Origin of the sequence: Pseudomonas sp. D4002 (assembly GCF_013385665.1) — a bacterium.
Classification (GTDB): Bacteria; Pseudomonadota; Gammaproteobacteria; order Pseudomonadales; family Pseudomonadaceae; genus Aquipseudomonas.
Genome location: NZ_JACAPN010000018.1, coordinates 318,568 through 340,449, shown reverse-complemented (window position 1 = coordinate 340,449; position 21,882 = coordinate 318,568). Strand labels below are relative to the sequence as shown.

The window sequence follows — 21,882 nt, the reverse complement described above, 5'->3', positions numbered from 1 at the left end:
TGTGGGAGCGGGCTTGCTCGCGAAAGCGGTGGATCAGCACCTGTATCGGTGACTGACACTCCGTATTCGCGAGCAAGCCCGCTCCCACATTTTGATCATCGCCAGGCCTCGGATCAGGCGTAGTAGTCCACGGCACTGGAGCCAATCACCGACTGCACCACCGGCGCGGCCACTTCAGCCACCTCACCGATACCGCCGCCATCAACCCCATCACCCCGCCCGCCACTGCCGCTGACGCCGCGAGCCTGGTTCTGCTGTTGCTGGTCCTGGCCCTGCTGCCCCTGCCAGCCACGGGACTGGTCCGACACGTTGACGTCGACCTGGCCCATGCCCTGCTGGGCAAACATCTCCCGCAGGCGGCCCGACTGGCTTTCCAGGGCTTCACGCACCACTGCATGGCCGCTCATGAAAGTGACTTGCGCCTGCTGGTCGGCGGACATCTTCACGCTGATGTCCAGGCGACCCAGTTCAGCGGGCTGCAACTGGATCTCTGCCGACTTGAGGTTGGCGCTGGACAGGTACATGACCCGGTTCACCACCTCATCGGTCCAGCCACTCTGGTGCATGGCCAATGGCGCGTTGGCCACCGGCGGCAGGGCATTCGCAGTTTTCGGCGTGGCAGCCTGGGTCAGCGCGGCGAGGCGGTTGGCGAAGTCATCGACACGGGTGTCGCTGCTGGCGTCCTTCAAATCCTTGAGGCCGCCGTCGATCAGACCGGCAAAGGCTTTGTCGCCGCCCTGGTCGGTGCTGTCCTTGGACGCTTGCTGGTCGACCATATTGGCCAGGCCTGTGACGAAGTTTTGCGCGGCAGTCGGCTGATCCTGGGTCGGGGCCGGGGCGGTTTTTGCCGGGGCCTGGCTGCTGGCGGACACGTGTCCGCCCTGTTCCATGGCCAGGCGCACGGCGGGCATTGCATCCAGCGGATCGGCCTCGGGATCGAAGGCGGGCTTGGCGTCGTCGGTCGCGGCCATCGGTGGCGCCACGACTGGCTGGTTTTTGTCATCCTTCGCGGTGGTCGGCGTCGGAGTCTCGACGGGCGCCGGCGTAGCGGGGACGGGGACAGGGACTACCGCGGCTATCAGCGCCGGGTCTACGGCGGGGTCGACCGGAGGTTGCTGGGCCAGGGACGGATCGTCTGCCGGGGCATCGTCGTCTGACTTGGCGGTGGTGTCCGGGGTGTCCGCCTTGGCCGGGGGGTTGGCAGGCAAAGTCTTGCCGTTATCGGCAACCGATGGGGTACCGGCGGCAGGCTTGTCGTTGTTGGCGGCGGGCTTGGGGCTGTTGTCCGCAGGCTTGTCGCGGGTGGATTTGATGGGGGTGTCGACAGGTTTTGCCGCAGGCGCAGGGGCCTGGTTGGCGAACACCTGAGCGAAGCCCGGGGCCTTGTCCCGCGGGTTCGCAGCCACTGCCGGTGGATTGGCAGCGGGCGCTTGAGGCTTGGCCGCAAGGGCTGCCTGAAGGAGCGAATTCGGGGTGATTGCCATAGTCAAGAGTCTCCGCCGCACAGGGGTCGAGGGTGCGGTAACAGGAGGTAGAGCAAGAGTTGGGCCAGGTTTTGGTTTAAGGGTGTATATCCGTTATTTGGGTGAGGGCTTGTATGGGGTCTTGAGTGTTGAAGAGCAAAAGCAACAGCCAAATCAAAAGCGGGCACGGTCCAAATGTGGGAGCGGGCTTGCTCGCGAAGGTCGTTAACGATGACGCGGGCATTCTGGATGAACGCGGCGCTCTCAGGTTTTTCGCGAGCAAGCCCGCTCCCACAGAAAAGCAGATCTGTTTTCGCTCTGGTTTTTGATGGGGCAGAGCGCTTTGGTTACTGTGCCGCTTTTGCAAAGTGACTCGCTGCAAGAGCGAAACCATAAGCCGCCGTTACCGAAGAAACGGATATACACACCAAAAGCGTCAGAGCTGAAACCGCCCCCGCTCATGCTCATACAACGGCCGCACCAGCGCGAATTCATGGTCAATCTCATCCACCAACTGCGCCAAATCCGCAACCACAGGCTTGGCGGACTTATCCTCGAGCAACTGACAAAGCTCAGCCAACCGCACCGCCCCAAGATTACCGCTACTCCCCTTGAAGCTATGCGCAATCCGCCCAAGCGCCTTGGCATCATCCCGAGCCCGGCGCAACGCCTCTACCCGCTTTTGCGAGTCATCGAGAAAAGTGTCGAGCAGCTTCGGATACTCGCCCTCCATGACCTCCTGCAAGCCAGTCAGCACATCGGGGTCCAGATGAATCTCTGCCACTTGTTCGCTCCTTGATCAAGAATCGGCGGATTATGCCAGAGCCTTCCATGAAAACTCCACGCACACACACCGCCCGCCGTCAGACCAGCCTACATCGCTGCTCAACTGGCGCACCAGGCTCAATCCCCTACCAGACAGACGGTCAACATCCAGCGGCCTGGCCAGCACCTTATCCACATCAAACCCGGCCCCACTGTCCTCGATCCGCAGCGTCAGACACCCCCCCTCCCCGGTCGGCACCACATCCAGGTGCACCCGCACATACCCGCTATCCAACCGCGCCAGCCGCTCATTACGCTCGCGGTAATACGCAGCAAACCCCTGTGCATCCCGCTTGAGCCGCGAATCCAGCCCCAGCACACCATGTTCAAGCGCATTGGAATACAACTCCGCCATCACGCTGTACAACGCCCCGCTCTGCTCCCGCAGCCCATGAATCTCCAACAGCAACTGCAACAAATACGGCAAAGGGTTGTAGGACTTGAGCGTCTCGGCACGAAACTCAAAACTTACCGACCAATCCAGCGGCGACGACTGCCCACTGTCGGAATACACCACCGACGACGAACGCAACGGCTCATCCGCCTGCAGGCTGATCTCCACCATGCTGATGTCATCGCGCACCTCACCGCGAAAACCCGCCAAGGCCTGTTCGATCTCCTCGAACAACCGGTCCGGCTCGCGATTGGCCGCAAACACCTGCTGCAACCGCTCGGCGCCAAACAACTGTTCATGGGCATCGGCGGTATCCAGCACACCATCCGACAGCAAAAACACTCGGTCACCCAGCGCCATCGGCCAGACTTCAGTGCGGTCATCAAACGCATCGGCCGCCAGCACGCCCAATGGCAAATGCCGCGACACCAGCGGCGTACGCTTGCCGGTGGTGACGTCATGCACGTAGCCGTCGGGCATGCCGCCATTCCACACTTCCACCACCCGTCGCTGGGCGCTGAGGCACAGCAAGGTGGCACAACAGAACATGTCCACCGGCAGGATACGCTTGAGCTTGGCGTTCATCTCCCGCAGGGTTTGCGCCAATCCGTAGCCCTTGGCAGTCATGCCGTAGAACACTTCCGCCAGGGGCATCGCGCCGACCGCCGCCGGTAAACCGTGGCCGGTAAAGTCCCCCAGCAGCACATGCATATCGCCCGACGGCGTGTACGCGGCCAGCAGCAAATCGCCGTTGAACAGCGCGTAGGGCGACTGCACATAACGAATATTCGGCGCGGCGTTGATGCAGCCCGAGTGGGCCACCTTGTCGAACACCGCCTTGGCCACTCGCTGCTCCTGCAGCAGGTAGTCGTGGTGCCGGGCGATCAGGTCGCGTTGCTGCAACACCGTGGCCTGCAAGCGACGCAGGCGATCCATGGCATTGATCTTTGCCGCCAGGATCACCTGGTTATAGGGTTTGGCCAGGAAGTCGTCACCCCCGGCATCCAGGCACTGGGCCAGGGCTTCGCTCTCGCGCAGGGAGGTGAGGAAGATGATCGGCACCAGCGCCTCCCCCGCCCGCTGCTTGATCTGCCGGGCCGCCTCGAAGCCGTCCATCACCGGCATCAGGGCGTCCATCAACACCAACTGCGGCCGTTCACGGGTAAACACATCGACCGCTTCCTGGCCGTTGCTGGCGGTCAGCACCTGGTGGCCCTGGCGGCGCACGATGGTCGACAGCAACAACAGGTCGGCGGCGCTGTCTTCGGCGATCAACACCGTCAGCGCCTCGAGGACCGGGGCCAGGACGCTCAAGTGAGGTCGAACAGTTTGTCGAAGTTGGAAATGGCCAGGATCTTGCGCACATCGGAGTTGGCGTTGACCACCTGCACTTCGGCATTGTCGCCTCCGGCATGGTCACGCAACAGCAGGAGCATGCCCAGGGCCGAGCTGTCCATGTAGGTAGTTTCCTTCAAGTCCACCACGTAGATCTCGGGCACCTTGTAGAACCGCTCGTAGGCATCACGAAAGGCCTGGTGGCTACCGAAATCGAATCGCCCCCTGACGGTGATCGTCAACTTCGTCCCGTCCAGGGACACTTCTGATTCGACTGACATACGACTGCTTCCTTGTCATTGGCAATGTGCAACAAGGTGTAGCAGGTGATAGGGAAGTGGGCAAATCCATGTAGGAGCGAGGGCGTGGTTAATAGGGGTTTTGGCGGGGAAGACGCTGGGACAATTCATCCAGCAATTTCTGCTCGCGCTTGTCTTCCAGTGCACGGGCTTCGTCGATGTAGCGCTGCACCAGTTTGCGCAGGCCTTCGACCCGGGCATAGGCCTGTTGCCAGCTGTCGCGGGCCTTGTCGACGTTGGCCTGGTGCCAGGCCAGGCTCTGGCGCTGCTGGCCGACGGCGGTTTCCAACTGGTTGAGAAAGCCCTGGTAGCCCATCAGCCACTGCCCGGAGACGCCCTTGCTGCCACGCTCGATCCACTGCTGCTGATACTCGCCGCGAAAGCGCTCCAGATCCCCCAGCTTGCTTTCCGCCAGGCGAACCTGGCCCTGGAAGTACCCCAGGCGCTGGACGGCGGTCTTTTCAGCTTTTTCGGCCATGTCCACTACCGGGGCAAGGCGCGCGGCGCGAGTGTTGGCCATGGTTTATCCGCCCGGCGCCGGCGCGAAGATGGTGCCCAGGTGTGCTTCGCTTTCACCCATGCTGATCTTGTCGTTGAGGCCCTGGCGCAGGTACGTCACCAGTTGCGGTTGCAGGGCAATCGCCAGGTCGGTCTCGCGATCGCCGCCGGCCACGTAGGCGCCGACGCTGATCAGGTCGCGGCTCTGTTGATAACGCGACCACAGTTGCTTGAACTGCTGCGCGCGCATCATGTGCTCCGGGGTGACCACCGACGGCATCACCCGGCTGATGGAGGCTTCGATGTCGATGGCCGGGTAGTGCCCTTCTTCGGCCAGGCGCCGGGACAGCACGATGTGCCCGTCGAGCACGCCCCGCGCCGAGTCGGCAATCGGGTCCTGCTGGTCATCGCCCTCGGAGAGTACGGTGTAGAACGCAGTGATCGAACCACCACCGGCTTCGGCGTTACCGGCACGCTCCACCAGCTTGGGCAGCTTGGCAAACACTGACGGCGGATAGCCCTTGGTGGCCGGCGGCTCGCCGATGGCCAGCGCAATTTCCCGCTGGGCCTGGGCGAAACGGGTCAGGGAGTCCATCAGCAGCAGGACGTTCTTGCCCTTGTCGCGAAAATATTCGGCGATGCGCGTGCAGTACATCGCGGCGCGCAGGCGCATCAGCGGCGCGTCATCCGCCGGTGAGGCCACCACGACCGAACGCTTGAGGCCTTCTTCGCCGAGGCTGTGCTCGATGAATTCCTTCACCTCCCGGCCCCGCTCGCCGATCAGCCCGACCACGATGATGTCGGCCTCGGTAAAGCGCGTCATCATGCCCAGCAACACCGACTTACCCACGCCGGTACCGGCAAACAGGCCCAGGCGCTGGCCGCGGCCCACCGTCAATAAACCGTTGATGCTGCGAATGCCCACGTCCAGCGGCACGCTGATGGGGTTGCGCTTGAGCGGGTTGATGGTCGGGCCGTCCATCGGCACCCAGTCTTCGGCCTTCATCCCGCCCTTGCCGTCGAGGGCGCGCCCGGCGCCATCCAGCACGCGGCCGAGCATGCTCATGCCCATCGGCAGGCGGCCAGTGTCGGCCAGCGGCACCACGCGAGCGCCGGGGGCAATGCCGGCAACGCTGCCGACGGGCATCAGGAATACTTTGCTGCCGGAGAACCCCATCACTTCGGCTTCGACCTGCACCGGGTGGTAGCTGTCGTCGTTGATCACCATGCAGCGGCTGCCCATGGCGGCGCGCAGGCCTTCGGCTTCCAGGGTCAGGCCGACCATGCGCAGCAGGCGGCCCTCCAGGATCGGCTGGCCGGGCAACTCGGTGACTTCGGCATAGCCACCCAGGCGCTTGGCGAAGCTGGTGCGATCAAGGCGCATCGGGGGTGTCCAGCTCGACGCTCAAGTCCGGCTCTGCCGGGTGCAGCGCCTGCTCGTGCAACTGATCGAACAGCTTGGCCATGATCTGCGTGATGCGCGTCTCCACCGTGGCATCGATGCGGCTGTGCTCGGTCTCGACCCGGCAACCACCGGGCAGCAGCGCGGCGTCTTCGACGATGCGCCAGGTTTCTTCATGGCGCTCGCGCAGGGCTTTGACCTGTTCGAAATCCTGCGGGTTGATGTACAGCCGCACGTTGCCGACGCCCAGGGGCAGCAGCTTGAGGGCTTCGCGCATCACGCTTTCGATTTGCGTGGAGTCCAGGGCCAATTCGCGCTGAATCACCTGGCGGGTGATGTGCTCCACCAGCCCGACCATGGCTTTTTCAATCTGCGAGTCCTGCTCGGCGATGGGCTCGAACAGGCTGCCCATCAGGGTTTCCAGGCTGGCCAGCTTGACGCTCAGCGCGGCCTCGGCTTCCTGGCGGACCTTGAGGGTGGTGCTGCGAAAACCGTCCTTCTCGCCGGTGGAGAAACCTTCGTTGTAGGCTTCCTGGCGAATGCTTTCGAGCTCTTCCAGGGTCAGTGGCTGGACTTCCTCCAGCGGCACTTCTTCCATCTCGGCCGGGGGTTCTTCTACCGGCTCCGGCTCAGGCTCCGGGCGATGCGGGTCGAAACTGGGCAGCGACCAGACGTCGAACCCTCCGACGTCCCGTGCGCGAATCAGATCGCTGGGCGTCTCATCTTTGTTCGACATGCGCGGCGCCTTAAATCATTTCTTCGCCGCCCTTCCCACCGAGAACGATTTCTCCGGCTTCGGCCATACGGCGGGCAATGGTGAGGATTTCCTTCTGTGCAGTTTCCACGTCGCTGACGCGCACCGGGCCCTTGGCCTCGAGGTCGTCGCGCAACAGTTCGGAAGCCCGCTTGGACATGTTCTTGAAGATCTTTTCCTTGACGCCCTCGTCGGAGCCCTTGAGCGCCAGCACCAGTACGTCGGAGGACACTTCCCGCAGCAACGCCTGGATGCCACGGTCGTCGACGTCGGAGAGGTTGTTGAACACGAACATGAGGTCTTCGATCTGCACCGACAGGCTGTCGTCGATCTCGCGGATCGAGTCCATCAACTGGCCTTCCACCGAGCTGTCGAGGAAGTTCATGATGTCGGCCGCACGCTTGATGCCGCCCAGGGTGGTGCGCGAAGCGTTGGAATTGCCCGAGAACTGCTTCTCGAGAATCGTGTTCAGTTCTTTCAGCGCCGCCGGCTGTACGGTGTTCAACGACGAGACACGCAGGATGATATCCAGGCGCACCTTATGGTCGAAGTGGCCGAGCACTTCACCGGCCTGGTCGGGGTCGAGATACGCCACCACGATCGCCTGGATTTGCGGGTGTTCGTAGCGGATCACATCGGCCACGGCCCGTGGTTCCATCCACTTCAGGCTGTCGAGGCCGCTGGTGTTGCCACCCAGCAGGATGCGGTCGATCAGGCCGTTGGCCTTGTCTTCGCCCAGGGCCGAGGTGAGCATCTTGCGAATGTAGCTGTCGGAGCCGACGCCCAGGCTGGTCTGGTCGCCGACGATCTCGACGAACTCGCTCATCACCTGCTCGACTTGCTCGCGGTGCACATTGCGCATTTGCGCCATGGCCACGCCGACACGCTGAACCTCTTTGGGCCCCATGTGGCGCAGCACTTGGGCGGCGTCGGTTTCTCCGAGGGACAGCAACAGCACGGCGGCTTTGTCGACCCGGGAGAGTTTGGCTACTGCAGCTCGGCTATCACTCATCTGCGTTAATCCACTCTTTCACGACCTGGGCCACACGACCCGGGTCTTCGGCCACCAGGCTCTTGATTGCGTTCAACTGAGCGTCATAACCCTCGCTCGGGCTCGGCAACAGAATGCTTTGCGGGCCACCGAGGCTCACGCGGTCGTTGGCCAGTTCGCCATCGAGGCCGCCCATGCCACCCAGTTCGACGTCGCCGCCGGCCAGGGCCAGTTGCTTCTTGCCGTGGCCGGTGATGTTGTTGAGCACCGGGCGCAGCACGCCGAACACCAGCAACAGGATGAACAACACCCCCAGCACTTGCTTGACGATGTCCCAGAACCACGGCTGAGTATAGAACGCTGCCTCGGCGATGACTTCGCCACGCTCGGCGGAGAACGGCATGTTGATCACGCTGACGCTGTCGCCACGGCTGGCATCGAAGCCCACCGCGTCCTGCACCAGGCGAGTGAAGCGCGCCAATTCATCGGCGCTCCATGGGGCGCGGGTGATGGCGCCGTCTGCGGCATTGACCTTGACCTGGTCATCCACCACCACCGACACCGACAGGCGATTGATCCGACCCTGTTGCTGCTTGGTGTGGCTGATGGAACGATCAAGCTCGAAGTTCTTGGTGGACTGGTTGCGCTTGTCGGCCGGGTACGGCGCGAGCATGGGCTGGCCGGTGGCCGGGTCCATGATCTGCTGGCCGTTGGCGTCCAACAGCGGCTGGCCAGGCTGCACCGCGCCTGCGGTAGCGGCAGCGCCACCGGTGGTTTGCGGCGCAGTGGCCGGGGTGGGTGGCTGGTTGCTCAGGGCACCCGGCACGCCTTGCGGGCCATTGCTGGCGGTACGTTGTTCGGTGGTCGATTGCTCGCTGCGCAGGGCCGGCTGGTCCGGGTTGAACTGCTCGGAGGTCGATTCGACGGCGCTGAAGTCGACGTCGGCCGACACTTCAGCCTTGTAGCGATCATTGCCCAACACCGGTTGCAGGATGTTGTGCACCCGCTGGGTCAGCATGCTTTCCATGCGACGGCTGTAGTCGAACTGCTTGCCGGCCATGGTCAGCGAGGAGTTCTCCGCAAGGTCCGACAGCAGGTTGCCCTTCTGGTCGACTACGGTGATCTGCGACTTGCTCAATTCAGGAACGCTGGTGGCCACCAGGTTGATGATCGCCAATACCTGGCCAGGCTCAAGAGAGCGGCCGGCAAAGAGTTCGACCAGGACCGAGGCGCTGGGCTTGCGTTCATCGCGCACAAACACCGAGCTTTTCGGAATCGCCAGGTGCACGCGGGCGCCCTTGACGTTGTTCAGGGCAGAGATGGTGCGCGCCAGTTCGCCTTCCAGGCCGCGACGGTAGCGGGTGGCTTCCATGAACTGGCTGGTCCCCAGACCCTGGTCCTTGTCGAGGATTTCAAAGCCGATATTCGCGTCGGACGGGGTTACGCCGGCAGCCGCCAGCTTCATCCGCGCACGGGCCACATCGTCGGCCTTGACCAACAGGGCGCCGGAATTCGGTTCGACGGTGTAGCTGATGTCTGCCGCCGCCAGGGTTTCCATGATCTGCTTGGAATCCATGCCGGCCAGGCTGCCGTACAACGGACGGTAATCCGGTTGCTGGGACCACAGCACCACGGCAAAACCAATCGCCACGCTGGCAGCCAGGCCGACCATCAGGCCTACCTGACGCAACATGGTCATCTCGGAGAGGTTTTCCAGGAACGACAGGCCAAACAGCGGCGGCTTGCCGTCTGCCTTGGCGGGTGCGTTATCCACGAGTGCTTCTGCCATGACTCAAATCGTCCTTAAACCGGCATCTGCATGATGTCTTGATAGGCTTGAACCAGTTTGTTGCGCACCTGGGTCAAGGCCTGGAATGAAACGCTGGCTTTTTGCGAGGCGACCATCACGTCGGTGAGGTCCACGCCGCTCTTGCCGATCTCGAAGGCGGTCGCCAACTGATTGGATGCCTGCTGGGTGTCGCTGACTTTGTTGATGGCCTGGCCGAGCATGTCGGCAAAGCTGCTCTGGCCCAATTCCGGTACGGCTTGCGCGGCGGATTTCGGTTGAGCCATGGCATCCATTTGCATGGACCGCATATCCAACATCAACCGATTGAACTCAACACCTTGGCTCATGAACTTTCTCTCCGACGACCCGCAATTTTTTGACACTACACAGCGATTACAGGGGTGGTAGCAACAAGGGTGCCAGCTCCGTGGCATTCTGTAAGAAAAGGCGACTGGCCCTGTCGGCTTTGAGAATTTTCAGGTGGCGTAGAGGTAGGCTTCCACGTCCATCCCGGCGTCACGCATCTGCGCCAGCTTGTAGCGCAGGGTGCGCGGGCTGATGCCCAGGCGCTCGGCGGCTTCTTTGCGGCGCCCGCGCTCGGAGCGCAGGGTGTCGATGATCATCTGGAATTCCCGGCGACGCAGGTCGTCGCCCAGGGCGCCGGCGGATTCGGCAGGCACGGCTTCGACCTGTGGCGCGGCAGCCAGGCTCGGCTGCGGGGCTGCGCCCGCGCCCATGGCCAGGCAGAAATCCTGGGGCTGGATCAGGCCGCCCTGCTGCAAAATCAACGCACGCTGGATCGCATTGTCCAGTTCCCGCACGTTGCCGGGCCACGGGTAACTGATCAGACAGGCCTGGGCCTCGGCCGACAGGCGCGCCTGGGCATGCTTCATTTTATTGACGTGCTTGCCCAGCAGGCGCTCGGCCAGCGGGATGATGTCGGCCGGGCGCTCGCGCAACGGGCGCCAGGCCAACGGGAACACCGAGAGCCGGTAGAACAGGTCCTCACGAAAACGCCCCGCCGCCACTTCGCCCGCCAGGTCGCGGTTGGTGGTGGCGACCACACGGATGTCCAGCTGGATCGGCTTGCGTGCGCCCACCCGCTCCACTTCGCGCTCCTGCAATACCCGCAGCAACTTGGCTTGCAGGCCCAGGGGCATTTCGGAGATTTCGTCGAGCAGGATGGTGCCGCCGTCAGCCTGTTCGAACTTGCCGGCCTGCGCCGCGATGGCGCCGGTGAACGAGCCCTTCTCATGGCCGAACAAGGTGGCTTCGAGCATGTTGTCGGGAATGGCCGCGCAGTTGATCGCAATGAACGGCTGGCTGGCACGATGGGATTGCTGGTGGATGTAGCGCGCCAGTACTTCCTTGCCGGTACCGGACTCGCCGGAGATCAGCACGGTGGAATCGCTGCGGGCAACACGGGCCGCCAGTTCCAGCAATTGCGCGCTGGCCGGTTCGAAGGCAATCGGGCCCTCACCCTCTGCAGCGCCCAGGGTGCCGAGGGCATGCCGGGCGACCAGTTCGATCAAGGCTTTGGGTTCGAAGGGTTTCACCAGGTAATCCGCAGCGCCCTGACGCATGGCGTCGACGGCACGCTCGACGGCGCCGTGGGCGGTCATCAGCAGCACCGGCAGTTGCGGCTGGCGCGCACGCAACAGGCCGAGCAACTGGTGTCCGTCCATACCCGGCATGTTGACGTCGCTGACCACCAGGCTAAAGGACTCCTGCTCCACCGCGTCCAGGGCTTCTTCGGCAGAACCGACCGCCCGATAGTCATGGCCCGCCAGCAACAGCGTGTCAGCCAATGCTTCACGCAGGGCGCGATCGTCTTCAACCAATAAAACCTTGATAGCCATGACCTTTTACTCCGCGCTGACGGCGCATGAAAACAGCGGCAGCGTGATCAACGCGCACGTGCCACGACCCAACCGGGAATGCAGCTGCAATTCTCCCTGATGTGCACGGGCGACTGCCTTGACCACGGTCAGGCCCAGGCCGGTCCCGTTGGTCTTGGTGGTAAAAAAAGGCTCGCCGAGGCGCTGCAGCACTGCCGGGTCAATCCCGCTGCCGCTGTCGCTGATGCTCAGGCGCAGGGTCTCGCCACGGTTGTACAGGTGCACCTTGAGCCGCGCCCCGGGGCCGCTGGCCTGGGTCGCGTTTTCGATCAGGTTGAGCAGCGCGCCCACCAGGGTGTCGCGGTTGCACAGCAACTCGCCGTAATGGCTGTCGCACTGCCAACGGACTGACGCTTCCTGGATATGAGTGGCGGCCGCCGCTTGCAGGGACTGCATCAAGGCGGCCGGGGTGACGCGATCGGTCAGCGGCAATTCGCCGCGGGCAAACACCAGCATGTCGCGCACCTGATGCTCCAGTTCGTGCAGGCGCTCCTTGAGGCGACCGGCAAAACGCTGGTGGGTGGCGGCGGGCAATTGCTCATCAGTCAAATGACTGGCGTAAATCAGCGCGGCCGACAATGGCGTACGAATCTGGTGGGCCAGGGAAGCGACCATTCGCCCCAAAGACGACAGGCGCTCATGGCGGGCCAACTGGTCTTGCAGGTGCCGGGTTTCAGTCAGGTCGTTGAGCAACACCAACTGGCCAGGCTCGGCATCCAGGGAACGCGTGGCGATGGACAGGCGGCGCCCATCCTTGAGGGAAATTTCGTGGCCGTCGTCTTCCCGCGGGGCAAAGCAGCGGGTGATGACCTCGCGCCACAGCTCGCCCTCCAGCGGCAGGCCAAGCATGTTGCAGGCCGCCGGGTTGGCTTCGCGCACACGGCCCTGCTCGTCGATGACGATCACGCCACCGGGCAACAGGTCGAGGAGGTTTTGCAGACGGTTGGCCAGTCGCTCTTTCTCGGCCAGCTCTGCCATGCGCTGGGCACTGACCACGGCCAACTCGCCTTTAAGCTCGGAAACCCGGGCTTCCAGCAGGCTGTAGGAGTCAGTCAACTGGCTCGACATCTGGTTGAACAGGGAAAAAGCCTGTTCAAGCCCCAGACGGCTGATCTGCTCTACGGAGGGGGCCGGCCCCTGAGTGTCAGGGACCGAAGATAGTTGGGCGGCGTGGGGCATCATGCTCTCTCGCTTGGCTGACCGTCAGTTAAACGGAACGTTGCGAGTGCTGTAGCAATACCCGTGCCTAAAAAAATAGGCTTAGTTTTCAGTCAGTTGAAAAACAGGCGTCAATCATCCGCCTGTTCATCACCTTCCTTGCGACTCATGCCGTACTTGCGCATCTTCTCCACCAGGGTGGTACGCCGGATGCGCAGGCGCTCGGCGGCACGGGCGACGATACCGTTGGCGTCGTCGAGTGCCTGCTGGATCAGGCCTTGTTCGAGGCTGCCGAGGTAGTCCTTCAAGTCCAGGCCTTCCGGCGGCAGCATGGCGGTGGAGCCGAAGTCCGGCGTGTGGCCGTTGATGGCCACGCGCTCTTCCAGGTCGCTGCGCAGGCTGTCCACCAATTGCTCGTCTTCGTCGTCGACGTAGCGGAATTTCTTCGGCAGCTCGACCACGCCGATCACCCCGTACGGGTGCATGATCGCCATGCGCTCCACCAGGTTGGCCAACTCGCGGACGTTGCCCGGCCAGCCGTGGCGACACAGTGACATTATCGCCGCCGAGTTGAAGCGAATCGAACCACGCTTTTCGTGTTCCATGCGCGAGATCAGCTCGTTCATCAGCAACGGGATGTCTTCGACGCGCTCGCGCAGGGGCGCCATTTCGATCGGGAATACGTTGAGGCGGTAGTACAGGTCTTCGCGGAAGCTGCCGACCTCGATCATGCTTTCGAGGTTCTTGTGGGTGGCCGCGATGATGCGTACGTCGACGCTCTGGGTCTTGTTGCTGCCCACGCGCTCGAAGGTGCGCTCCTGCAATACCCGCAGCAGCTTGACCTGCATCGGCAGCGGCATGTCGCCGATTTCGTCGAGGAACAGGGTGCCGCCGTTGGCCAGTTCAAAACGCCCGGCACGGCTGGTGATCGCCCCGGTAAAGGCACCCTTCTCGTGGCCGAACAGTTCGCTTTCCAGCAGTTCTGCCGGGATCGCCCCGCAGTTGACCGGCACGAACGGCCCGTCACGACGCTTGGAATGGTAGTGCAGGTTGCGTGCGACCACTTCCTTGCCGGTGCCCGACTCGCCAAGGATCAGCACACTGGCGTCGGTGTCGGCCACTTGCTGCATCATCTGGCGCACGTGCTGGATCGCACGACTGGTGCCGACGAGGCTGCGGAACAGGTTGGGTTCGCGGTGACGGCCGCGCTCGCGGGCCTGGTCGTACATCTCGCGGTAGACCTGGGCACGGTGCAGGGAGTCGAGCAATTTGCTGTAGCTGGGGGGCATTTCAAGGGTGGAGAGCACGCGGCGGCGCTGGTCTTCCGGAAGGTCCACGGAAGAAATATCGCCCATCAGCAACACCGGAAGGAACTCATCCCAGGTCGACAGTGTCTTTAACAAGCCCAGAACTGCACCAGGAGCGTTTACCGTCCCGATCAGCACACAAATGACTTCGCGGCTCGACGACAAAGAGCTGACCGCCTGCTGCCAGTCGTGGCTGCCGCAGGGTAGATTTTCTTCGCCAAGAAAATTCAGGATCACCGCCAGATCGCGGCGCCGAACGCTATCGTCATCGATCAGCAGAATTTTGGTTTCACGCCACATGCAATAGCAACTTCCCTAGTAAAACTCTAATGCCCTCGAGTTGGGGCAATCTAGATTGCTGTAGGCATTTTCTGCGCTACGGCTTTCTGACGTCTGAAAATAGCACTAGTTAAGTCAAAAAATCGTGCACAGTCAAATTTATGACGCGCGGTGTTCGGATTAACTGAGCCTTCAGCCGAACATATGGTAAACCTTTGACGCATGTTTAGCTCGGTTGAACTGCGACATCTCTTCGAAAATAGCCTGTCGCTCCCCTGTCGTCGCCTCAAGCAACTGCTGGTAGACCGAAAGCAAGTCTTCCAGTTTTGCCCGAATGGCTGCCTCATCCGCCGATTCCTCGTTGAGCGCAGCATCGATCAACGCGCGGCAGCCCAAATCCAGTTCGCCGATCGCACCCCAGTTGCGTTCAGCCAACGCCTCGGACAGCGCCTCACGGGTCTCGTCGATTTTTTGCAATGCTTGGCTCATGACATCGTCCTCAGGCCTTACGGCCTACTGTACCTCTGTGGCAATACCATCCCAGCCTTCCTTGAGCGTAATCATCAGACCTGCGACCTCATCGATCATCGCAGCGTCATTCTGACGGTTGGCTTCCAGCAGACGCATGGTCATGAAGGCATACAGGTTATCCAACTGCTGCAGTGCAATCGGGTCCGGGGTCTTCTCGGGGTTCAGGCCGTCACGCAACCCGACGAGGATGTCCACCGCCTTGCCCAGCATCAACCCCTTCTGCGCGATATCACCGCGAGCCATCGCACCCTTGGCCTGCGCCATACGATCCAGTGCGCCTTCCATCAGCAACTGCACCAGGCGGTGCGGGCTGGCTTCGGAGATCTGGGCGTGGGTGTTGACCTTCTGGTATTGGCGAAGGGCTCTCATGGGATTCATGTTTCTACCTCGTGACAGGCGACAGCTAAAAGGGTGGACGCTGATTATTATGTCGACGGCGTTACACAAAACTTTAGCCCGCCTGGCGCTTTGACTCAGCGCCTTCGGCGGGCTTTATCCATCCGCCAATCAGGTGGACTTCGGATTGTTCAGCGAGTTGAGCGTGGTCATGACGCTGTCGCCCTGAGCCTTGAGCTGCGCGACCAGGGAGTCCATGGCGTTGTATTTCAGGGTCAGGGAGGCCGTCAGGGCATCAGAACGCGTGTTCAGGGCGGTCTGCTGGTTGGTCAAATCCCTGAGGTTATCCTGCAGCGTCGAAGACTTTTCGGCGAACACCCCGGTCTTGCTCAGCGCAAAGTTGGCGGTGGCATTCGTCAGGCTTGCCAACAGTCCGCTGGGCCCGGTGAAGATGCTGTTGATGTCGGAGCCATTAGTGAGGACCGCCTTGTCAAACGCCACATCACTGACGCTCAGGGTGCCCGCTGTCTGGTCCGTGGTCACGCCAAACTGCGCCAGGGATGAAAACGAGCCGCTACCGGTCACCGAGTTCATCACGTTGCGGATCGATGCCATCATGCTGCGCACCGAACTGTCCCCGGTCAACGGGCCTGGCGTGACGGAACCGTCGGCATTGGTGGTGACCTGAGTCTCGGCATTCACAGCCTTGACCAACGCACTGTAGGTATCTGTGAAGCCCTTGACTGCCGACTTCAGGGTTGCGCTGTTCGCAGACACTTTGATCGTCGAAGGGGCATCGGTCCCCGAAACCCCCGTCAAGGTAATGCTCACACCACTGATTGCGTCGGGCAGGGTATTACTCTTGGACTCTTGAGGGCTGCCATCAAGGTTATATATGGCGTTCTGCGGCGCCGAGCCCACAACCGTCGCACCCGTATCCAGGCCCGAGGAACCCTTGAAGGTGATGTCGCTACCGACACCGGTCGTCGACGATGTGACCACCAACCGCGAACCGTTGGAGTCAGTCAGGATGTTGGCACTCAAGCCCGCGTTGCCGTACTGCGAGTTGAGCGAATCGCGCACCTGCTGCAGGGTTCCGCCCGGTGGCACACTGACGCTGTAATTCTTGCCGGACTGGGAGACCGTAAACACCGTCGCCGAGACCCCGGAATTGACAACGGCCGTCGGCCCGCCAGGAATTACTGCCGTGGAGACCTTTGACGCCGTGGCCAATTGGGTGACACCCAGCGTAAAGTTGCCGGCGGCGGCACCTGGGCCCAACGTGACCGTCGCGAGCTTGTCGTTCGACAGCGTCGAACTCAAGCCGCTGAAGTTGACGGTCTTGGTCATGTTGTCCAGCGCGCCCCGGAACGCGTCCAGAGCCGCCTGGATCTTGCCGATCGAAGTCAGTTGCGCAGTGGATGTTTTGGTCTGGCTGTCGATCTGCGCTTGCTTGGGTGCGGTTTGCGACCCCACCAACGACTTAACAAGACCTTGAACGTCGATGCCCGTACCCGGGCCGTTGACCGTTAGACCTGCTACGACTGTCATCGTCTTTCTCCTAATCCGGGGCTGATGCTTTATTGACGAATCACGCTCTAGGCAGTTTTCGCAACAAAGTTCATGCCAGTTTAGACCTTGGCGTCAAACAGCAAGCTGCTGGCGTCATGAAGGCTCTGGGCGAGTTTCAGGGCCAATTCCGAAGGAATCTGGCGAATGACCTCACCGCTTTCGGTCGCAATGACCTTGACCACAACCTGGTGGGTGGAGTCATCAATGGAAAAATCCAGTTTGCGCTGGGCAGCCTGGATGAATTCGTTTATGTCGTTGACCGCTTTTTTCAAGTCGGTGTGGCTCGATGGCTGCTGGGCATCTTTCGCGCCAGCAACGGCGTCCACCTTGGGCTTCTGCGGATCGGCACTGACAGGAGCAGGTGCATTCTGTGGCGCTGCCGCAGGGTAAGACAGGTTCAGTTTGACGCTCATGTCCATGACCAATCACCTCATTAGACAAAAGACAAAAGGGCACGTAAACGCGCCCTTCCGTCAGTTACCAAGCGCCGTTATTACTGAAGCAGCTTCAGTACAGCGGATGGCAGTTGGTTCGCCTGGGACAGGATCGCAGTCGAAGCCTGTTGCAGGGTCTGTTGCTTGGTCAGCTGAGCGGTTTCAGCAGCGAAGTCAACGTCCTGGATCACGCCACGGGCAGAAGTGGAGTTGTCCGAGATGCTCTGCAGGTTGGCGATGGTGTTGTCGAAACGGTTTTGTACAGCACCGAGGTCAGCACGCTGGGAGTCGATGGTGGACAGTGCCTGGGTCAGCACGTCGACAGCGCTCTGTGCGTTGGCAGCGGTGGTCACGTCGGTGTTGCTGACAACAACTTTCGCCGAGTTGACAGCGTTGACGCCAGTTGCACCGAACAAGCCAGCAACACCACCACCGGTACCAGTCAGCGAGTAGCTCGAGCTGGAGTTCAACGAGATAGCGCCGGTAGCAACCAGCGGACCTGCATCCAGTGGGGTAGCAGTCGCGTTGAACTTGCCGTCGCCGCCTTTGGTAGCGATGCTCATCAGCTGACCGCCAGCGTCAGCGTTATCAAAGGTGAAGTTCTCACCCGAGTCGGATTTGATCGACAGAGAGCCGGTCGACTGGTCGAAGTTAACGCTGATGCCCAGCTTGGCAGCGTTGGAGTTCAGTTGGTCGGCCAGGTCAGCAGCGCTGGTGATACCGGTGAACGAAACAGTAGTGGCGCTAGGACCGCTACCGACTGTCAGATCGAACTTACCGTTTGGAGTAGCAGCCGGGAAGCTGGCAGGTACAGTGAACTTAAGTTCAGTGCTGGCGGAGGCCTGCAGGCCGCCGACTGCGCCGTTCAGTTGGGCAGCGATATCCTTGGCCGAAGCACCCTGTGCGATGGTCAGCGAAGCAGAGGTCTGGCCGCCACCGGTCACACTGATGGTACCGGCTGCAATACCGTTAGCAGTTGGCGTTTGAGCAGAAGACAGCAGTTGCTGCGAACCAATGTTGTTAGCCGCTACGTTGCCCAGGCTCATGTTGATGGTCTGGTTGGCGTTGGCGCCCACTTGGAAAGCGGTAGTACCGAAAGAACCGTCCAGCAGGTTACGACCACCGAAAGTGGTGGTAGAAGCGATACGGGTCAATTCAGAAGTCAGAGCCGCGTACTGAGCCTGGTTCGACTTACGGTCGTCAGCGCTGAGGGAGCCGTTAGCGGACGACAGAGCCAGGGAACGCATGGTCTGCAGGATGTTGGTGGATTGCTGCATCGCGCCTTCAGCAGTTTGCGCGATGGAGTTACCGTCACCGGCGTTCTTGATGGCAACGCCCAGGCCGTTGATCTGGCTGGTCAGACGACCAGCGATTTGCAGGCCGGCCGCATCGTCTTTGGCGCTGTTGATACGCAGGCCGGAGGACAGGCGCTGCATGGAAGTTTGCAGGGCGCTGGAAGCCTTGTTCAGGTTGTTCTGAACGGTCAACGAAGCAAGGTTGGTGTTTACTGTTAATGCCATGACGAAATCCTCGTGGGTGGTGTACTGCGGCTTCCGGCCCTGGCAACCGCCGGGTGTGGCCTAGAGAACCTTCGTAATAGTTATCGTCGTGAAAGCAGGTTGCTTGAGGACTTTTTTGATTTTTTTTACTGGCGCCGTGCCACCCCTTTTAATTCAAGCATTTACGATAGCCCAAACCCCAGCAATTGTTGGCTTTCTGGCGCCAAATAAAAAACGCCCATGATCTTTCGATCATGGGCGTTTTTTTGTGCAGCGCCTTTAAGTCGTCAAGGACGGTGCAAAATCGCCGAGCCCCAGGACAGCCCCACACCAAAACCACTGATGGCGACGCGCTTCCAGGTGGAGTCGAGCATGTGCTTTTCCAGCAGCAGCGGAATGCTTGAGGACACGGTGTTGCCGGTCTCGACCATGTCCTTGATGAACTTGTCCACCGGCGCGTCTTCGAAACGCCGGGCCACGGCGTCGACAATCGCCGCACTGCCCTGGTGGATGCAGAACGCATCGATCTCGTCAGCCTTGAGGTCCGATTCGTTGAGCAGCTCGTGCAAATGCGCCGGCACCTTGAGCAAGGCGAAGTTGAACACCTGGCGGCCGTTCATGAAGAACACGCCATCGCTGACCTTCAAGTGCGGCGCACCGGAACCGTCAGTGCCGAACTTGGACTTGCCCAACTGCCACGGCGCGTCTTCACCCATCCAGGTGGCGGTAGCGGCATCGCCGAACAGCATGGTGGTGTTGCGGTCTTCAGGGTCGACGATCTTCGAGTACGGATCGGCGGTCACCAGCAGGCCGTTCTTCAGGCCGGTAGCCTCCATGAAGCCCTTCATCGCATAGATGCCGTAGACGTAGCCCGAGCAGCCCAGGGAAATATCGAAGGCCGCCACGTGCGTCGGCAGGCCCAGCTTGTCCTGGACGATGGCGGCGGTGTGAGGCAAGCCCTCTTCGTCGCCATTCTGGGTAACGACGATCAGCGCATCGATGGACTCGCGCTTCAAATCGGGGTTGTTGGCAAACAAGGCGTTGACCGCCTCGACGCACAGATCGGAGGTTTCCTGCGCGGCATCCTTGCGCGGCAGGAACGCCGAACCGATCTTGCCAATGATGAATTCTTCATCCTTGGCGAATTTGGCACCCTGGGCGTAGTTATCAATCCCGTCTGCCGGCACGTAACTGGCGATGCTTTTTATGCCAATCATTGTGGCTTCCCAATACTAAATAGCTGGAGAACACCCCGCGAGACACGTCGCCGGGTGCTGACAATAATGGGGATGACCCCGCAAAAAACTCGCCGAAAACCGCCTTTTTACCCTGGCGGCAGGCCCTCGCAGAGACCTGGCGACGACCTATCCTTTTCACACGATACAGTGAAGATGCGCTTTATGACTCACAGGTCACTCAATTTTCTGCGCTTTGTGCGAAACACGGGGACATACAAACGCCAAAAACCACAACGGCCCACCCCGTTTCCAGGGTGAGCCGCCGGTTTGCAGCTGCGGACATCACATTTTGTTGAACAGGCTCAACTGAGAGATTTTCACAAAGGCCAACTGAGAGGCCTGCAGCATGGTTTGCTGAAGCTGCAGGTTGATCGCCGCCTGGCCCATGTCCACGTTGCCCAAGGAACTCATGGTGTTGGTATTGGCAGTCCCCAGGCTGGTGTTTTCATCCGTTTGAAGATCCAGGGCATTCTGGCGAGCACCGATGGAGCCGCGCACCTGGTCAATCTGTGAACTGGCGTTGTTCAGGTTGCCGATGGTTTTGGCCACCACATCCTTGAGGTTGTTCTGCGCGACCAGGTTGCCGTCAGCCGGCGTTTCCAGGGCTTTGCGCAATTGGCTCAACGTGTCCAGGGCGTTTTCGTTCTTGTTGCTGACGGCGCTGACCGCAAACTGGTCGCCCGCCCCTGGCGCACCACTGATGTCGAACGTCACGCCGGCCGCGTTGATCGAGGTGGCACCGGCAGCCATGGTGCCGGTCGCGATGGTCTTGCTGTTCGGACTGTAGGGCTGCGCATACACCTCATACGTGGTGCCGCTGGTGAATTTGATCACCGCACCGGTATCAGGAAAGGTGCTGGCGTAGGCCGCCTGATCCGTCACCTGGCCACCGGTCACTTGTGCAGTCGACGCGTTGCCTGGCGAACGCGAAGCACTAAAGGTGTCCGGCTTGGATTGCAGGGTGAACGCCTTGCCCGCCACCAGTGCGTCGGAGTCAGCGCCGGGCGCAACGTCCGCGCCGAGCGTCAGGCTGATATCGAACTTGACGCCGCGCAGGTTGACGCTGGATGCGCCCTCTTTGGTCGCGTCGAAAGTGCCGTTGCCGGGAATCTCGGAGGTAACGTCGTTACCGTCCTTGTCGGTCACGGAATACTGCGTGCTGCTGCTGAAGGTCAGCTTGTAGGGCTGGCCATCGGTAAAACTCTTGGTGTAGGTGACACCGGAGGTCACCGTGCCCGCCGATACCGCGACCTTGCCGTCATTGACCGCAGGCGGCAACAACGTAGCCTGGGTGCGACCGGTGTTGGTCGAACTTTCCATCATCGACTTACCGGTGTCGCCCCCCGCCATCGACAGATTGTCCGAGATCTGCAAGCTCAGCGGCGTCTCGTCACCCTGATACGTGTAGGTGCCGTCGTTATTGCGGATGTAAGGCGGCGTGTCGGTTTTCGACCCGGAAAACATGTAGTTGCCGTTGGCATCCTTGGAGTTGAGCAAGCCCAGCACCTGGTCCTCAAGCGCGCCCACTTCGCTGGCGATGGATTTACGATCGTCATCGCTCAGGGACTGGTTGGCCGCACGCAGCGCCAGTTCATTGCCGCGCTGCAAGGCGGTGTTGATGCTCTTTAACACCGATTCTTCGTTGGTCAGCGAGTTCTGCAGGGTGTTGATGTTGCCGTTGAACTGGCCAAGCATGTCTTTCTGTTGCTGCAATTGCAGCAAGCGCGCGGCGGCGACGGGGTCATCGGAGGCGGTCTGCACCCGGATACCGCTGCTCGCCTGGTCCTGGGCTTTCACCACACCGGAATAGTTCGTCTGGTACTTGCTGGCGCTGGTGTCGAAATACTGCTGTGTAGAAATACGCATCGTCCCAGACTCCT

The 21,882-nt window shown here is 61.2% G+C and carries 20 protein-coding genes; all 20 read right to left on the bottom strand.

Annotated elements, in window-relative coordinates:
- Positions 1 to 113: 113 nt before the first annotated feature.
- Complete coding sequence (locus HX824_RS13350; protein ID WP_177054657.1) at positions 114 to 1,484, bottom strand: flagellar hook-length control protein FliK; 1,371 nt, start codon at positions 1,482 to 1,484, stop codon at positions 114 to 116.
- Between the two features lie 415 nt (positions 1,485 to 1,899).
- On the bottom strand, positions 1,900 to 2,247 hold the full coding sequence (locus tag HX824_RS13345) for an Hpt domain-containing protein (RefSeq protein ID WP_003214564.1): 348 nt from the start codon (positions 2,245 to 2,247) through the stop codon (positions 1,900 to 1,902).
- Between the two features lie 30 nt (positions 2,248 to 2,277).
- Positions 2,278 to 3,996, bottom strand: a complete 1,719-nt coding sequence (locus HX824_RS13340; RefSeq protein ID WP_177049306.1) for a fused response regulator/phosphatase — start codon at positions 3,994 to 3,996, stop codon at positions 2,278 to 2,280.
- Positions 3,993 to 4,298, bottom strand: a complete 306-nt coding sequence (locus HX824_RS13335; protein ID WP_003214569.1) for an STAS domain-containing protein — start codon at positions 4,296 to 4,298, stop codon at positions 3,993 to 3,995. Before HX824_RS13335 ends, HX824_RS13340 begins: the two co-directional genes overlap by 4 nt.
- A gap of 88 nt (positions 4,299 to 4,386) precedes the next feature.
- Positions 4,387 to 4,836: a flagellar export protein FliJ gene (gene fliJ, locus HX824_RS13330; RefSeq protein ID WP_008434833.1), complete on the bottom strand. Its 450-nt coding sequence runs from the start codon at positions 4,834 to 4,836 to the stop codon at positions 4,387 to 4,389.
- A 3-nt stretch (positions 4,837 to 4,839) separates the two neighbouring features.
- On the bottom strand, positions 4,840 to 6,198 hold the full coding sequence (gene fliI / locus HX824_RS13325; RefSeq protein WP_087694334.1) for a flagellar protein export ATPase FliI: 1,359 nt from the start codon (positions 6,196 to 6,198) through the stop codon (positions 4,840 to 4,842).
- Positions 6,188 to 6,952 carry a flagellar assembly protein FliH gene (gene fliH / locus HX824_RS13320; RefSeq protein ID WP_008434837.1) on the bottom strand — a complete coding sequence of 255 codons (765 nt, stop codon included), beginning with the start codon at positions 6,950 to 6,952 and terminating at the stop codon, positions 6,188 to 6,190. Before fliH ends, fliI begins: the two co-directional genes overlap by 11 nt.
- A gap of 10 nt (positions 6,953 to 6,962) precedes the next feature.
- Positions 6,963 to 7,982, bottom strand: coding sequence for a flagellar motor switch protein FliG (gene fliG / locus HX824_RS13315; RefSeq protein ID WP_003214577.1), 1,020 nt, complete (start codon positions 7,980 to 7,982; stop codon positions 6,963 to 6,965).
- Positions 7,975 to 9,750 (bottom strand): flagellar basal-body MS-ring/collar protein FliF, encoded by a 1,776-nt coding sequence (fliF, locus tag HX824_RS13310; protein WP_008434839.1) that lies wholly within the window; start codon positions 9,748 to 9,750, stop codon positions 7,975 to 7,977. Before fliF ends, fliG begins: the two co-directional genes overlap by 8 nt.
- Positions 9,751 to 9,764: 14 nt before the next feature.
- Positions 9,765 to 10,097: a flagellar hook-basal body complex protein FliE gene (gene fliE, locus HX824_RS13305; RefSeq protein ID WP_003214581.1), complete on the bottom strand. Its 333-nt coding sequence runs from the start codon at positions 10,095 to 10,097 to the stop codon at positions 9,765 to 9,767.
- Positions 10,098 to 10,226: 129 nt separating this feature from the next.
- Positions 10,227 to 11,609: a sigma-54 dependent transcriptional regulator gene (locus HX824_RS13300; protein WP_087694335.1), complete on the bottom strand. Its 1,383-nt coding sequence runs from the start codon at positions 11,607 to 11,609 to the stop codon at positions 10,227 to 10,229.
- 6 nt (positions 11,610 to 11,615) lie between these two features.
- Positions 11,616 to 12,827, bottom strand: a complete 1,212-nt coding sequence (locus tag HX824_RS13295) for a PAS domain-containing sensor histidine kinase (protein ID WP_177054682.1) — start codon at positions 12,825 to 12,827, stop codon at positions 11,616 to 11,618.
- 110 nt (positions 12,828 to 12,937) lie between these two features.
- The gene (locus HX824_RS13290; RefSeq protein ID WP_003214588.1) at positions 12,938 to 14,413 is read right to left on the bottom strand and encodes a sigma-54 dependent transcriptional regulator; all 1,476 of its coding nucleotides are present in this window, start codon (positions 14,411 to 14,413) and stop codon (positions 12,938 to 12,940) included.
- Between the two features lie 171 nt (positions 14,414 to 14,584).
- The gene (locus HX824_RS13285; protein ID WP_003214590.1) at positions 14,585 to 14,881 is read right to left on the bottom strand and encodes a hypothetical protein; all 297 of its coding nucleotides are present in this window, start codon (positions 14,879 to 14,881) and stop codon (positions 14,585 to 14,587) included.
- A gap of 24 nt (positions 14,882 to 14,905) precedes the next feature.
- Positions 14,906 to 15,301 carry a flagellar export chaperone FliS gene (fliS, locus tag HX824_RS13280; protein ID WP_003214591.1) on the bottom strand — a complete coding sequence of 132 codons (396 nt, stop codon included), beginning with the start codon at positions 15,299 to 15,301 and terminating at the stop codon, positions 14,906 to 14,908.
- Between the two features lie 129 nt (positions 15,302 to 15,430).
- Positions 15,431 to 16,810, bottom strand: a complete 1,380-nt coding sequence (gene fliD / locus HX824_RS13275) for a flagellar filament capping protein FliD (protein WP_177054656.1) — start codon at positions 16,808 to 16,810, stop codon at positions 15,431 to 15,433.
- An 80-nt stretch (positions 16,811 to 16,890) separates the two neighbouring features.
- On the bottom strand, positions 16,891 to 17,250 hold the full coding sequence (locus HX824_RS13270; RefSeq protein ID WP_102369676.1) for a flagellar protein FlaG: 360 nt from the start codon (positions 17,248 to 17,250) through the stop codon (positions 16,891 to 16,893).
- A gap of 74 nt (positions 17,251 to 17,324) precedes the next feature.
- Positions 17,325 to 18,785, bottom strand: a complete 1,461-nt coding sequence (locus HX824_RS13265; RefSeq protein WP_177049299.1) for a flagellin — start codon at positions 18,783 to 18,785, stop codon at positions 17,325 to 17,327.
- Between the two features lie 266 nt (positions 18,786 to 19,051).
- Complete coding sequence (locus HX824_RS13260; RefSeq protein ID WP_003214601.1) at positions 19,052 to 19,981, bottom strand: ketoacyl-ACP synthase III; 930 nt, start codon at positions 19,979 to 19,981, stop codon at positions 19,052 to 19,054.
- A gap of 303 nt (positions 19,982 to 20,284) precedes the next feature.
- Positions 20,285 to 21,868 (bottom strand): flagellar hook-associated protein 3, encoded by a 1,584-nt coding sequence (locus HX824_RS13255; protein WP_003214602.1) that lies wholly within the window; start codon positions 21,866 to 21,868, stop codon positions 20,285 to 20,287.
- Positions 21,869 to 21,882 lie beyond the last annotated feature (14 nt).